The 14,459-nt window shown below is 65.2% G+C and carries 12 protein-coding genes and 2 pseudogenes; 9 read left to right on the forward strand and 5 right to left on the reverse strand.

Annotated features, from left to right (window positions below):
• Positions 1-1,217: hypothetical protein (locus WBQ44_RS23025; protein WP_495568974.1), on the forward strand; the 1,217-nt coding region annotated here is incomplete at its 5' end.
• A 20-nt stretch (positions 1,218-1,237) separates the two neighbouring features.
• On the opposite strand, the gene WBQ44_RS23030 is transcribed toward WBQ44_RS23025, so the two are convergent.
• The 3 genes from WBQ44_RS23030 to WBQ44_RS23040 form a co-directional block, all read right to left on the reverse strand.
• Positions 1,238-1,843 carry a hypothetical protein gene (locus WBQ44_RS23030; protein WP_495568975.1) on the reverse strand — a complete coding sequence of 202 codons (606 nt, stop codon included), beginning with the start codon at positions 1,841-1,843 and terminating at the stop codon, positions 1,238-1,240.
• A gap of 10 nt (positions 1,844-1,853) precedes the next feature.
• Positions 1,854-2,858 (reverse strand): alpha/beta hydrolase, encoded by a 1,005-nt coding sequence (locus WBQ44_RS23035; protein WP_495568983.1) that lies wholly within the window; start codon positions 2,856-2,858, stop codon positions 1,854-1,856.
• 257 nt (positions 2,859-3,115) lie between these two features.
• Positions 3,116-3,688: a sigma-70 family RNA polymerase sigma factor gene (locus WBQ44_RS23040; RefSeq protein WP_495568976.1), complete on the reverse strand. Its 573-nt coding sequence runs from the start codon at positions 3,686-3,688 to the stop codon at positions 3,116-3,118.
• 84 nt (positions 3,689-3,772) lie between these two features.
• Between WBQ44_RS23040 and WBQ44_RS23045 the strand changes: the two are divergent.
• From WBQ44_RS23045 to WBQ44_RS23060, 4 genes and pseudogenes are all read left to right on the forward strand, one after another.
• Positions 3,773-3,838 (forward strand): annotated as a pseudogene (locus WBQ44_RS23045) (zf-HC2 domain-containing protein); the annotation flags it as partial.
• 186 nt (positions 3,839-4,024) lie between these two features.
• Positions 4,025-4,534, forward strand: coding sequence for a hypothetical protein (locus WBQ44_RS23050; RefSeq protein WP_495568985.1), 510 nt, complete (start codon positions 4,025-4,027; stop codon positions 4,532-4,534).
• A 62-nt stretch (positions 4,535-4,596) separates the two neighbouring features.
• The gene (locus WBQ44_RS23055) at positions 4,597-6,885 is read left to right on the forward strand and encodes a heavy metal translocating P-type ATPase (RefSeq protein WP_495568977.1); all 2,289 of its coding nucleotides are present in this window, start codon (positions 4,597-4,599) and stop codon (positions 6,883-6,885) included.
• 118 nt (positions 6,886-7,003) lie between these two features.
• Complete coding sequence (locus WBQ44_RS23060; protein WP_495568978.1) at positions 7,004-7,735, forward strand: DsbA family protein; 732 nt, start codon at positions 7,004-7,006, stop codon at positions 7,733-7,735.
• 214 nt (positions 7,736-7,949) lie between these two features.
• Here the strand turns inward: WBQ44_RS23060 and WBQ44_RS23065 are convergent, their stop codons facing one another.
• A complete protein-coding gene (locus tag WBQ44_RS23065; protein ID WP_495568979.1) occupies positions 7,950-9,983 on the reverse strand; it encodes a cytochrome c oxidase assembly protein in 2,034 nt (677 codons plus the stop codon).
• Between the two features lie 312 nt (positions 9,984-10,295).
• Here WBQ44_RS23065 and WBQ44_RS23070 point away from each other — a divergent pair, with 312 nt between their 5' ends.
• From WBQ44_RS23070 to WBQ44_RS23085, 4 genes and pseudogenes are all read left to right on the forward strand, one after another.
• Entirely contained in the window at positions 10,296-10,556 is a 261-nt protein-coding gene (locus WBQ44_RS23070; RefSeq protein WP_495568980.1) for a hypothetical protein, read from the forward strand.
• Between the two features lie 152 nt (positions 10,557-10,708).
• Positions 10,709-11,089 (forward strand): annotated as a pseudogene (locus WBQ44_RS23075) (cytochrome P450); the annotation flags it as partial.
• Positions 11,086-11,343, forward strand: coding sequence for a hypothetical protein (locus WBQ44_RS23080; RefSeq protein WP_495568981.1), 258 nt, complete (start codon positions 11,086-11,088; stop codon positions 11,341-11,343). The pseudogene WBQ44_RS23075 and the gene WBQ44_RS23080, both read left to right, overlap by 4 nt.
• A gap of 50 nt (positions 11,344-11,393) precedes the next feature.
• On the forward strand, positions 11,394-11,837 hold the full coding sequence (locus WBQ44_RS23085) for a MarR family winged helix-turn-helix transcriptional regulator (protein WP_495568982.1): 444 nt from the start codon (positions 11,394-11,396) through the stop codon (positions 11,835-11,837).
• Between the two features lie 42 nt (positions 11,838-11,879).
• Here WBQ44_RS23085 and WBQ44_RS23090 read toward each other — a convergent pair whose 3' ends face one another.
• Positions 11,880-14,420: an excinuclease ABC subunit UvrA gene (locus WBQ44_RS23090; protein WP_495568984.1), complete on the reverse strand. Its 2,541-nt coding sequence runs from the start codon at positions 14,418-14,420 to the stop codon at positions 11,880-11,882.
• Positions 14,421-14,459: the final 39 nt, after the last annotated feature.

Raw genomic sequence — 14,459 nt, forward strand, 5'->3', positions numbered from 1 at the left:
TCGCGCTCGTCACCATTGCAATCGGCGCGTTCGTCGCGGCGTTGGCGTGGTCGACGACGGTGTCGCCCACGTTCGCCTTCGTGATGGGTGGGGGTGACGGCTTCGACGCCCTCTTCCGCAGCGCGCAGTCGGTAACAGCTCTGGCTGTAGTCGTCGCCGTGATGGTCGCGGCTCTGGCTGTTCGCGGGAAAGCTGGCTTCGTAGCAGCCGGATTCGGAAGCGCGTCGCTTGCGCTGGCGACGTCCGTCGATTTCTCGGCCGACATTCACGTACGCACTCTCGGTGCGGGTCTGATTCTGGGCGGGTGTGCAGCGTTGGCAGGTTCGAGTCGGCTGCTTCAGTGCGCTATCGTGGTCGGGTCCTTCTCGGCGATAGCGGCCGAGGGGCCGCTGCAAAGCTACCCAAGGCGGTATGCCGACTACCTGGAAACGGATCAACAGACGTACCTTCTCGTCCTGATCGGCGTGTTCGCGGTGTTGCTTGTCATCTCGTTGTGGGCGTCTCCGTTCGAGGGTGTTCCACACCCGACCTTGCCCAATGGACGTATTATGCTGGTAGGCATCGCGATTGCCGTTGGAGGATTGGTTCTGCACTGGTTGTTCGAGCGTTCACTGTTGTCGCTCGGGTCGGGTGACGCATCGCAAGGCCGATGGCTACTGGGTGTGGCAGTCGTGCCTTTGCTCATCGGTGCAGCGTTCGCGCTCCCTGCGGCGTCCGGAGCAGTGATACTCGGTGCCCTTGCTTACATCGCGACGACGACGACACTGAGCTTCACGACGTCGACGGCGCTCGAGTTCGTTGCTGCCCTGCTGTTGGGTGCCGTGGTCGGGTGGCGATGGCCGTCGGCGTTGACGGGCCTGACGCTTCTCGTGGTAGTGGCCGCCGCGGGGATCCTGTCGGACTCGTCCATCGATGTGGTCTGGTCCATCTCTCAGATCGTCGTACTGCCCTTTGCAATCGGGTTGGTTTACGCGTCACTGTTGCCGACGAACGCGCCGACTGCCTTGATTTCGGTGACGGCGCCGGTCGTCGTGTCGGTTCCCATCGTCGCCGATTTCGGCTGGACGGCCTACACGCCGCTCACCTCTACCCTCACACCCACGTTCTCGCCGAGCGCGTGGATGTGGGCCTCGACCGCACTGTCCGTTCTGGCGGTCATCTCGGCTGGTCTCGCTCTGATTGTGCTTCGCCGCCGCGAACCGTTGCCCACGAAGTAGCATGTTCATGCGGTCGAGGGCTACGTCCGATCACCTTTGCGGGTTTTCCAGATGAGGGTTCCTGCCGCCGCAGCTAGGGCGATCCCACCGATGGCACCGGCGCCCCACCACCATGCCGTGGCGGGAGTCGACTTCTCTGCAACTGCTCGCTCCGTGTCGGTGAGGGGTCTCGGCTCGCCGTATTGCGCAACGGTTGCAGCCCTCACGAATTCGTCGGCGGAGGACGTGGTGGCTGCGCAACTGTTGGCCGACAACGGAGCGTCCTTCGCGCTATAGGTACTGGTGAACACCAGGTACTCCGTGTCCAGCGCGAAGCTGGTCCCGCATGCGGAGGTTTCGCTCGGGGTGGACACGGTTGTCGCGGCGCCGACCTCGCCTCGGAAGATTTCGCGGACGTCGAATTCGTAGTAGTCGGTGAGTCCGTCGTCGTCCATCGACGTCGGCGTGCCGACGAATACCGCGCCGTCGCCGGTCGCGGAATCCGCCACCGCCAGTGCGGCGCCAGCCCTGGTGGTGTCGTGTGCGCAAGTGCACGCGTACGCGGTAGGGGGTTGTGTCAGCATCAGAGTCGTCGCAAGCGGCGCGGCAAGCGCGACCACGAGCAACCCTCGACCGACGACGTTCATCCTCGTACCCTTACAGGCTCATCCCCCTGGCGAGTACCGGCCACGAATCATGCAGCGCCTGTTCCCAATACGGCCAATAGTGCGTGCCCACCGGAGGGAACTGGTACGTGGCAGGTATCCCCAGAGAGTTCAGCCTGTGCTGCAGCATGTGCGAGCAAAAGTTGGTCGCTCCTTCGATCACCACACCGAGGCCCAGGTTCACCACGCCCTGAGGCCCGTTGCCTTCGGTGTAGTAACGAACGTCGTCAGGTTGGGGGACGCCGCTTCCGCTCGAAATGTACAGCTCGGTGCCGCGTAGCTTCTCCGCGTTGATGACCGGGTCGTTTGCCGCCCATGCAGGGTCGTTGTCGGGGCCGTACATGTTGATTGTGTTGCCGCCGGCCCACGTTTCGACAGACAGTTTGACGAATTGTCTACCCAACGGGTCGGCGATCTGGGCGCAGCCACTGTATGCCGCAACGGACTTGAACAATCCGGGCTTGGCCTCGGCCATCTGCAGGACTGCGGTTCCGGACGTCGACAGCCCCGCCAGCGAGTTGCGACCCGTTGTGCCCAAAGCGCCGTCGATGAGCGGCGGAAGCTCCTCGGTCAGAAACGTCTGCCATTTGTTCACGCCGAGCACGGGATCTTCCCGACGCCAATCGGCGTAGTAGCTTCCGCGGCCCCCGATGGGGAGGACGACGTTGACCTGCTTGTCGGAGAGGAAGCTCAATGCGTCTGTTTGTTGCTGCCAGCTGGCGGAACCCTCGCCGGCGTCGAGGCCGCTCAGCAAGTACAGGCTTGGGGCTGGCCTCGACTGGTCGACTGGACGCTGCACCTCCACGGTGACGTCTTTGTTCATCGCCGCCGAGTACACCTGGAGTTCCCAGCTGCGGCCTTCTTTGACGATCGACGATACGGCCGATGTCTGCCGCGGTTCGGCGGCCGCAACGCCCCCGAGAGTCGAAATTGCGAAGACCGCGGCCGCGGCCAACGCCGTGGTTGGGAGCCGTCTCCGCCGGCCGTTCGTCAGCATTCTCATCGCAAATTCCGTCCCTGTCCGCGGGCCGTTGTCGGCCCGTCGGCGCCGTTGCCGCCACGTCGGCTGCACCGGCGCGCTCGAGGTGGTTGGTGTGTCATCAGGTCACCATAAGGATGGATGACCGGACCCTGGCGGAAGGTGGCCAAAAAAGTAGGTTACGAAATGGCCAACTCGGTGGCCGTCATTGCCCGACGGCCACCGAGGGGAGGTCATTCAAAAGTCGAGCAGGGATGTGTGGAACACGCGCTACTTCAGCCGGTGTCGAGCCCAGTGTCGCGGACTTCCGAGATCAGCTGTTCACGAGCCCTCGCGACTCGGGATCGAATCGTTCCGATGGGAGCTCCGCACACCTCGGCGGCTTCCTGGTAGGAGAAACCGAGGATTTGCGTCAGAACGAGTGCTTCTTGTCGTTCCGGGGGAAGCGTCGCGAGCATCATGCGGATTTCGACGAGATCTTCGGCGGAGTTCGACCATGCCGACGCCGTCTGCGCGGTGTCCACTACAGCTACCCAGTCATCGCTTCCCACCAACCGAGGCCGGGCCATCGCCGCCCTGACCTGATCGACCACCACGCGTCGGGCAATCGACAGGAGCCACGTGCGCGCCGACGACTGGGCGGCGAAGCGCGGCAGGGACTTCATCGCGCGAAGGTAGGTCTCCTGTGTGAGGTCGTCTGCAGCGGACGTGGAGCTCAGATGTGCGATGAACCGCCACACGTCGCGCTGGGTTTCTCGAATGAACGATTCCAGTGCCCGGTGGTCGCCTCGGCCGGCAGCGAGCGCCAGCGCGGTGGTGTTCGCATCGTGCTCGGCCCGGATACTCACGCCTTCAGTGTAGTTGATACCCCCTCAGTGTTACTGAGGGGATGGTCGGGGAACCTTTTACCGGACCCGCGCGACAACTACTACGTGGACTGCATACTCGCGCGAGAAGCGCTGTCGGCGCGCATCGACGGAGAACGGGAGCCTGTGCCGTCGGCGCGTACCGATGGCCACCTGGAGATTTGCGCACGCTGCCAGAGCTGGTATGCCTCCGCGACCGAGCTGACGCGAAGTCTCCGTGTCGGGTCGGCTTCCCGCACCCCTGACCTGACGACACAGATACTCGACGCGGTGGGCGTTAGCGCGCCGCGTAGTCGTCCTCGACGTGTGGCGCGGTGGATGTGCCGCGACCACCCGTGGAGAGCAGCGCTGGTGCTCGTCGCTCTGGCGCAGATCACGCTCGGCGTCGCACAGATTTTCGGAATGGGGCATATGCCTGCGGCCGCTCCGATGGCTATGGGCCACGAGGCAATGGCCGGACACCTGTTCAACGAGAGCACCGCGTGGAACATCGCTGTCGGGATCGGTTTCCTCGTTGCAGCGTGGCGCCCGGCGGCGACCACGGGGCTGATGCCCGTTCTCGTCGCGTTCACCGGGTTGTTGGCGGTCTTCGTGATCACCGACACGATATCCGGCCAGGTGACCCCCGAACGCGTCGCGTCCCACGCCATCATCGCCGTCGGTGTCGCGGTCACCGCGATGGTCCGGCGAAAAGGAAGCGGGTCGGGTTCACCGTCGCCGCAACGGTTGTCGGACGACGATGCCGCCGAGGGCGTGATCGTTCCCGAGGGCGCTCGCCATGGACGTCGACGCGGTCACCTTCGAGACGCCGACGACTCCGCCGCCTGACCGGAACCGGTTACGTCCGCGCCCGACCACCACCACATCGTCGAATGAGAGAACTGGTCACCATGTCCGTCAGCACTCACCCGAACTCCGCGTCCGCCGGCAGCGCACAAGCCGTTCAGGAGAAAGCCTTACTCGTACGTGTCGCGCTCGCCGTCGAAGGTATGACATGCGGTGCCTGTGCCAATCGGATCGAACGAAAGCTCAACAAGGTCGACGGGGTCAAGGCCTCGGTGAACTACGCCACCGCGGTCGCCACCATCGAGGCGCCGCCAGCCATCACCACGGAAGACCTGTGCGGGATGGTCGAAGCCGCCGGATTCACAGCCGAAGAATTCACGGACGATGCCCGCGTCGACACCTCGGCCGACGATGCACACTCCCGAGATGTCTTTCGCCGCCTGATCGTCGCGTTGATCCTGTTCGTTCCGCTGGCCGATCTGTCCATCATGTTTGCCGTCGTGCCCGACACACGCATAACAGGCTGGCAGTTCATACTTCTGGCGCTCGCGGCCCCGGTCGTGTTGTGGTCGGCGTTGCCGTTCCATCGGGCAGCGTTGTCCGGATTTGCTCACCGCACCACCACCATGGACACGCTGGTGTCCACCGGAATCATCGCAGCGACCGGGTGGTCCGTGTACTCGATGTTCTTCCAGGTGTCGACTGCAGACCAGACCCGTGGAATCTGGGCAGCAATCACCTCCGGTGATGCGATCTACCTCGAAGTGGCAGCCGGCGTCACGGTCTTCGTGCTCGCGGGCCGTTACTTCGAAGCGAAGGCCAAACGCCGTGCGGGCGGCGCGCTCCGGGCTCTCGCAGCTCTCGGGGCACGCGATGTTTCGGTGCTCCTGCGCGACGGTGGCGAACTGCGAATTCCCGTCGCTGAGCTGAAGGAAGGCCAGCAGTTCGTCGTGCGTCCCGGGGAGGTGATCGCCGCGGACGGTCTCGTCGTGGACGGCCACTGCACCGTCGACACCAGCGCCATGACAGGGGAGTCCCTTCCCGTCGACAAAGGGGTTGGCACAACGGTGATCGGCGGCACTGTCGTCCTGGACGGACGCCTGGTGGTCGAGGCAGCCGCGGTCGGAGCCGATACAGCGCTGGCAGGCATGATCAGGCTGGTCGACGCCGCCCAGTCGGGTAAAGCCGATCTGCAGCGCCTCGCGGACCGCATCTCCGGCGTTTTCGTTCCCATCGTGTTCGTGCTCTCCGCGGCGACGTTCACCGGATGGGTCGTCGCGTCCGGTGACGTGAACGCAGCAGTCAGCGCTGCACTCGCGGTGCTGATCATCGCCTGCCCCTGTGCACTCGGCCTGGCCACACCCACCGCGCTGATGGTGGCCTCGGGCAGGGGAGCGCAACTAGGGGTGTTCATCAAAGGACATCAGGCTCTCGAGGCCACACGCACGGTCGACACCGTCGTCTTCGACAAGACCGGGACGATCACCACCGGAGCTTTGACGTTCGAGTCGATCGTCGTCGCGCACGGGGACAACGAGAACGATCTGTTACGACTTGCCGGAGCGGTGGAATACGCATCCGAACACGCGATCGCGGCTGCCATCGTCGATGCTGCGCGGGCCCGCACCGATGCACTCCCACCGGTCGACGACTTCGTCGCGCTCCCGGGTCTGGGGGCACGCGGACTCGTGGAAAGCCGCTCGGTGGAGATTGGCCGCCGGCGATTGTTCGAGGACAAAGAATGGCCTATCCCCAAAGTCCTCGCCCGTGCACAGCACGAAAGTGAGCAGCTCGGCGCGACAGCGGTCTACATGGCAGTCGATGGCCGAGTTCGCGCCGTTCTGGTCGTCTCCGACACGATCAAGCCGTCCGCCGCCGCGGCTGTCGCGCAGCTGCACGCCCTCGGACTTCGCACTCTGCTCGTCACCGGGGACAACGCGTACGCCGCGCAGGCGGTCGCCGACGCGGTCGGAATCACCGACGTCGTCGCCGAGGTGCTTCCCGAAGGCAAGGTCGAGATCGTGGCAGCCCTGCGGGAGAGTGGCCGCACGGTCGCCATGGTGGGCGACGGGATCAACGACGGTCCGGCCCTCGCCACAGCGGATCTGGGTCTCGCTATCGGTGCAGGTACGGATGTCGCCATCGGCGCCGCCGACATCATCGTCGTCCGAGACGACCTGGGCGCAGTCGTGGACTCGCTGGGCCTCGCCAAGGCCACTCTGGCGACGATCAAGGGCAACATGGTGTGGGCGTTCGGTTACAACGTCGCCGCCATACCCGTGGCCGCAGCCGGTTTGCTCAATCCGCTCCTGGCGGGGGCGGCCATGGCGTTCTCGTCGTTCTTCGTCGTCTCGAACTCTCTGCGTCTACGCCGCTATCGGCGCGCCGACTGAGCCGGCGACCAGCGGCTACAACTTCTCCACCGTCTGCGGGAACTTTTGCGATGCTCCGGACGACTTTTCGTCGAACGGGCCCGAAGCCTCACCACATCACGAGAAGAGGAATCACATCGTGTCGAAAACCGACCGGAGCGGTCGCAACGCGCTGGCCGAAGCCGAACGCAAACGCTCGGTTCTCATACGCGCGGGCATGACCGCTGTCGTGGTGATCTTCGCGCTCGTCGTGGGAATCGTCGTCATCTCCGGCCGCGATACCCCCAGCGCAGCATCGGCACCGGCGTCGGTCACCGAGTCCGGTGCCCTGCGCGCTGCCGAGGCCGACGTCGAGACCGGGCCCGACGGGCAGGCACCCAAGCGCGTCCTGACGATCTACGAGGATTTCCTGTGCCCCAGCTGCCAGGCATTCGAGACCACCTTCGGCAGCGCCCTGGACGAACTTCGCACCAGCGGGGCGGCGGCGATCGACTACCACCCGATTGCGATTCTCGACCGAATGTCGACCACCGACTACTCCACACGGGCTGCGAATGCCTCGCTGTGCGTAGCTGATTCATCGATGGACAACTGGCTCCGCTTCCACTCGGCGGCGTACGAACAGCAACCCACCGAAGGTGGCCCGGGGCTGACGGACGATCAGCTCACCGAGATGGCTGTCGCAGCGGGTGCTCCCGCGACCGTCGACGAGTGCATCACCGCAGGCGCGCACACCGACTGGGTCGCCGCATCCACCCAGTCTGTGCTCGATACCAACGTCAACTCGACTCCCACCGTCCTGCTCAACGGCGAACCCATCCAGCTGAGCACTCCCGAGGCGCTGACTGCCGCCGTGCTCGCGATTGCTTGATCGAGCGTTACCGGCTACTACTCGATCCCGGCTACGTTCCGTCTTTCAGCCTCAACCACGTTCTGTCGTGCGGGTCCGTGATGACCACACCTGCGACCGCTGTTCGGTTTCCTCGACCCCATCCTGGGAATCCCCGCGTTCATAGTGGTGGTGGTGACCGGAGTGCTCGGTTTGGGCGGTCACCGTCCCGCTGTGGGTGGTCGCCGATACACAATTACTTTCGTGTTCGCGACAGTTGCGTCAACATCGCGTTGTAGGCCACGAGCTCCTCGTCGTCGTTGCGATCGGCGGCCCGATCCTCCCGCATCTCGGTCTTCCTGTCCTGCCGAGCCCACTGGGTGACCAGAGCGATTACCACCATCACCAGGGGCACCTCGCTCGACGCCCATGCCAGACCGCCGCCGAAGCGCTGATCGCTCGCGAGGTCCTGCACCCACGCCAGGTCCAGGTAGCGGTAGAAATTCTCGCCGATGAGGCGATCCATCGTCATCACCGCGATCCCGAAAAACGCGTGAAAGGGCATAGCGGCGAACAGCAAAGCCAGTCGTCCGAGGTGGGGCAGACGCTTAGGGCCCGGATCGATTCCGATGATGACCCAGTAGTAGAGGTACCCGGTGATGATGAAGTGGATGTTCATCAACTCGTGACCCCAGTGATAGCGGACCAACTCGTCGAAAAGGGGGCTGAAGTACACCGCAAAAGGCGAGAGGACGAACAGTCCCACTGCGACAGCGGGAGTGGACAGAACCCTGAGTAGCGGTGAGTGGACGACCATGACGATCCATTCGCGCGGACCGGGGGCGTCACCGTCGCGCGCGGCCGGCAGCGCGCGCAGCGCGAGCGTGACGGGTCCACCCAGAACGAGCAGCACAGGAACGAACATGTTCAGTGTCATGTGCACACCCATATGGACACCGAACATGGCCGAACCGTAGGCTCCCACACCAGAACTGGTTGCGATCAGCAAGGCGATGCAGCCGGCCATCCACGCGAAGGTGCGCCCTCTCGGCCAGGTGTCTCCCCGCCTGCGTAGGCGCACCACTGCCCATGCGTACAACCCGGCCAACAGGACGGCGCCGGCGCCGGTGACGAAGTCGAACCGCCAGAACGAGGCAAACTGAGCGAGCGACGGTGGCCCTGTGGGCTCGAACCCGAGAAAGACGTCATAGACGGTGGACTGGACGACGAGGAAGGCCGGTGCAGGCCGCACGGCCATGAGGACGACCAACGCCCAGACGGATACCAGAACTGCCGACACCGCCTCCGCTGATAGGCGCGGGTAATGGACGCGGGACTGTCGCCGGACGACGGCGGCGACGGCATGGACTCCGGCGATGAGCACGAGTCCCGCTGCAGCAACCGAAAATCGCCCATAACCAGAGGTGAACGCCGATGCGGACGGAATGAGAATGACGGCCAACACGATGGACGGACCCACGGTGAGAACCGCCGCGCACGAGGCGACGACTCGATGCCTGGACACAGCCAGTTCGAGGTCGTTCGTGTCGCGTCCACCCGCGCGGATGATCATCGACCGCAACGAGATCGTGGCGCCGGTCCACACCGAAAGGGCCAGTACCGCCACGATGACCGCGCTGGTGCCGATATCGTGATCGCGGCCCTGCCCGGCGTTGCCGATCACCCAGGCCGGGAGCACCCCGATCAGGGAGACCGCTGCTGCGGCCGCCATCGGAACCCAGTTCAGCGTCCACCGCGTCAGTACGACCACGACGAGGGAGGCGACAGTGCTGACCATCCATGCCTTCGGTGCCTCGTTCGGCGCGACGATATCGAGAAGTGCTCCGCGTCGTATTGCGTCGCCGAGACCGATACCGGTGGCGTCCGCCGCCGACACCGGAATCAATGCCGCGGAAGACACCAGCCAGACAGCGCTCGTGCGGGCGGCAATCAGCAGTGCCGCATAGCCTTCCGGGCCGACACGGCCGACCGAGGTGAAGCGTGTACAGGTGAGCGCGTGCACCAGTGCTCCGAACGTGACTGCGCCGCAGAGGGCAGCGACGAACCGCAACACCACGTACAGCTGGGAGGTCACGATGCCAGGGTAGGAGTCGCCGGTCGCGAGGTAGCGGTTGTCTCCGGAGACCGCGGTGACAATGACGGTCAGGCCGAGGGCTATGACAATCGTAGCTGCGAGCGTGGTCGAACGGGCACGGTAGCGCCGCGGTGGGGCTGCGCCGGTGGTCTGCCCCTTCGTCGTTGTCGACGTGGTCGTCTCACGGGTGTGCATGTGCGGGTTCGTTCCTTCTCTGCGGGTCGCACGGGCAGGTGGCCCGTGATCGTCGATCAGTAGTCGGATATCGAACACCAAAAGTTCCCGACGACCTGGACGGATCGACGAGCAAGGTCACCGGTTCGAAATCGAAGCGGGGCGACGGGAGTGCCATCTCGACCGCACTCGTCGCTGTGGCTCTGGTGGCGTCCGCCTGCACACAGACAGTCGACGCACCCGACGCGGCGGCGGACGGTGGTGCCACTCAGACCTCCACTTTCCCGGTCACGGTAGAGGACTGCAACGGCGCTACGCACGGTATATCGGCACGTGTCGCCGGCACGCGGGCGCATCGTCGTCGGTGATCGCGATCTGCTGACCATGTCCACCGAGGCGTCGGCCCGCCTCGTCGCTGCCGTACCGCAGGAGCGGGAGGGTTCGCCGGGCGCGACCGTTCGCGACGTGGTCGCTCTCGGGTGCATCTCGCATCAGTCGAGTTTCCGTCGCGAGTCGTCGGAGGATCGAGCGGCGATCGATCGAGCACTTGCCGATGTGGAGATCGCGAACCTGGCGGACGGGGCATTTCACTGATCTTCCAGCTGTTCGCGGCGGGACAGGATCCGGTCGCAGCTCAACGGGAATTGGCACTCATCGGTTTGCTTGCGCGCCCTGAGGTTCTCGACCGACTCCGGACGGAACCTGACCTCGTACCGTCCGCCGTCGAGTAGCTTCTCCGCTACGACTCGGCCTTCAACCTGACGACGTGGAGATTTCTCGCGGCGGACGACCGGATCGACGGAGTGGCCGTGCCGGCCGGTGATTCGGTGATTGTGTCATTGGGGGCGGCCAACCGAGACCCCGACGTTTTCGACTGTCCTCACGACGTGCGTGTGGATCGTTCGCCGAACCCACATCTCGCATTCGGCTACGGACGCCACGCGTGCCCGGCGGCCGGTCTCGGACGCATCGAACTTCAGGAAGCGTTGACGGCGTTGATCTCTCGCCTGGACGGGCTTCGACCGGCCTACGACGGCGACGATCTGGAATGGTCGAGTTCACCGATCACCCGCGCTGTCACTGCACTGCCGGTGCACTACTGCCACCGGCGGAGTGTGAGCGCATGACAACCGCACTGCCCCGGCATCTGAAGGACGAAGTGACGATGGCGGAGGACGTTCTGACAATGCTGTTTGCCCGTCGTCGAACGATGCAGGGCGAGCCGGGGACCGCTTTGCCTGCGGCGCTGGAGGCGTCGACCCAGTTTGCGCAGATCATGGCACGAGACGGCCGACCCGAACTCGTGCGGCACGACGAGGCCCGGAGGCGTGGTGCGCCTCGGTTGCGTGATGGACGCATCTCCCACTACACCGTGGAGTAGGGAGGGGGTCGTCGCCGTAACGCTTGCGTGTGGTGACGATACTGTGACCCATGGTCGACGGGATCCCTCTCAGCCCCACGACCACGTTGCTGGCGGTGGCCAGGGCGTGGGAGTTGACACTCAACGAGGCCTTCAAGCCGCTGGGGCTGACGTCGCGGAGATACGGGATGCTCGCACACATCAGGTCCGCGCCGGGAATCTCGTTCAGCGAACTTGCCCGTCGCTCGGGTATATCGGTGCAGAGTGTGCACGTCACTGTCGCCGGGTTCATCGCATCGGGCTTGGTCGACGACCGTTCTGTGCAGTCGGGGGCTGCTGCGCATCTGAGTATTTCGACTGATGGCGAGAAGCTTCTCGCCCGCGCAGCCGACGTGATGAGCGCGGTGGACGACAAGTTCTTCTCGAATGCACCCGATCTCGCCGGCGCTCTGCGGGAGCACGCGATGCGGTGGGCGTCCCGCGAACGCCGACCCGGCGAGCCCGGAGGCGGCTGAGATCGCGGCTTGTCCGACGGCACTGGGTTGATCCGAGACCCCTCATCGGCGGCTGTCGGGTTGTGCGCCTGGCCCGGGCACCAAGTGGCTGGCCAGGTAGCGGCCAGTGAGGCTGTCGGGGTTGGCGGCGACGTCGTCCGGTGTGCCGGTGGCGACGATGCGCCCACCGTCATCGCCGCCCCCGGGGCCCATGTCGACGATGTGGTCGGCGTTGGCGATCATGTCGAGGTCGTGTTCGATGACGATGACGGTGGCTCCGTTGCCGTTGAGACGGCCGATGACTGCGAGCAGCGTCCGGACGTCGAGCGGGTGGAGCCCGACGCTGGGTTCGTCGAAGACGAAGAGGGTGTCCGCTTGGTCTCGGCCGAGTTCGCCTGCCAGTTTGAGCCGTTGCGCTTCACCGCCCGACAGTGCGGGGGTGGCCTCTCCGAGCGTGAGGTAGCCCAGTCCGAGGTCGATGAGGGTCTGCAGTCGAGTGCGGACGCGCCGAATGTCGGTGGTGAGGTCCGCGGCCTCGGTGACGGTGCGCGACAGCAACTCCGGTAGCGAGATGCCTGCTGGATCGGCCGCGTGTGGAACGGCTCGGCGGATCTGGTGGGCGGTGGGGGAATAGCGAGTACCGGCGCAGTCCGGGCAGTTGATGTCGACGTCGGGAAGGAACTGCACGTCGAGTGAAATCTGGCCGGTTCCTTCGCAGCGGGGACACCGTAGCGACCCGGTGTTGTAGGAGAAGTCGGCGGCGGTGAGGCCGCGCTCCGCGGCTGCCGGTGTCTCGGCGAAGGCGCGGCGCAGGTCGTCGAGAATACCGCTGTAGGTCGCGATGGTGGAGCGCACATTGACCCCGATAGGGGCTGCGTCGACAACGTTCACGCGGTTGATGCCCGGCGCGTCGAGACCCGTGACGTGCGCGGGTAGCCGCTCGCCTGCCCTCCGGGCCGACAGTGCCGGCACGAGACTGTCGAGAACCATGGTGGTCTTACCGGACCCGGAGACGCCGGTAACTGCCGTGATCCGTCCCTGGGGAATGCCCACTGCCAGAGCGTGAACGGTGTGCAGCGGCACTGTGGTGAGGTGAACGCGCCCGTGAGCGAACATCGTCTCCGATGGGGCGCGATCGCGGACGACGGCGTTCTCTCGACCGGCCAGGAACCCGCCGAGCAGGGATGCCGGATCGTCGCTCAGATCGGTGGGGGTACCGGTGGACAGGACGCGACCACCGAAGCTCCCTGCGCCGGGGCCCATCTCGACGATCCAGTCGGCGTCGCGCAGGACCTGGACGTCATGATCGACGCACACCACGGAGTTCCCGTCGCGCAGTAAATCTCTCATGATGTCGAGTAGCGCGTCGACGTTGGACGGGTGTAGTCCGATGGAGGGTTCGTCCAGGACGTAGAGCACCCCGGTGGTTCGATTGCGTACCGCCCGGGCGAGTTGAACGCGTTGTCGCTCACCGGTGGACAGGGTCGAACTGCCGCGATCGAGTGTCAGATATCCCAGGCCGAGACCGACGAGGCGCCGGGCCATGTTAAAAAGCGTGGTGACGAGGTCGCGTGCCATCTGGCGCATGTCCGGGGGCAGTGACTTCTCGATGGTCGTGGCCCACTCGGTGAGGTCGTCGAGGTTCTTCGCGGTGGCCTGACCGAGGTCGATTCCACCGATGAGCGGTCGGAGTGCGGGTTCGCTGAGACGGACGCCGTGGCACAACGGGCAGGTGTGGGTACTGATGTACCTGTTCACCCGTGTCAGGCCCTTCTCGCTGGTCGCCTTGTTCAGCGCTTCCTCCACCGCCCGCACCGCATTGCGATACGTGAAGTCCATCTCGAACAGCTTGCCGTTCTTGGTCGGAACAGTGATGTGCCGCTTCTCTTCCGGCCCGTGCATCACGATGTCGCGCTCCTCGGCGCGAAGCTCGTCGTACGGGACGTCGGTGCGCACGCCCATCTCGGCGACCACACGGGGCATCACGGTGAGCCCGAACATCGACCACGGTGCCACCGCGCCGCCGTCGATGGTCAGCGAGGGATCGGGCACCAGCATGTTCTCGTCCACCTCGCGCACCACACCGTTGCCCGTGCATCGCGGGCAGGCACCGTCGGAGTTGAAGGCGAGGGATTCCGCGCCCGGCGGGCGGAAGGTGACTCCGCAGAGCGGGCATGTGAGGTCGCGGTCGAGTGCGACGTCGACGGTGGGTTCGAGGCGGTGGCCGTTGGGGCAGCGATGAGATCCCAAGCGGGAGAACATCAATCGCAGGACGTTGAGCAGTTCGGTCGAGGTGCCGAACGTGCTGCGTATCCCGGGTACGCCGGGGCGCTGCCGCAGGGCAAGCGCCGCAGGTACGTGCTCGACGCTGTCGACCGCGGCGCGCGGGGACTGGGACCTGCGGCGGCGGGTATAGGTCGAGAGAGCTGCGATGTAACGGCGCGACCCCTCCGCGTAGAACACTCCCATCGCCAGCGACGATTTCCCCGAACCCGACACTCCGGCCACCGCGACCAGCATTTGCAGCGGCACGGACACGTCGACGTCGTTCAGGTTGTGGACCCTCGCGCCCCGCACCTCGATGGCCGTCGGCTGCTGGTGTATCGCAACGGGTTCCCGCCGAGCCTGCGAGGTGCTCGGGTG

The organism is Rhodococcus sp. (in: high G+C Gram-positive bacteria), from assembly GCF_049591685.1.
GTDB lineage: Bacteria > Actinomycetota > Actinomycetes > Mycobacteriales > Mycobacteriaceae > Rhodococcoides.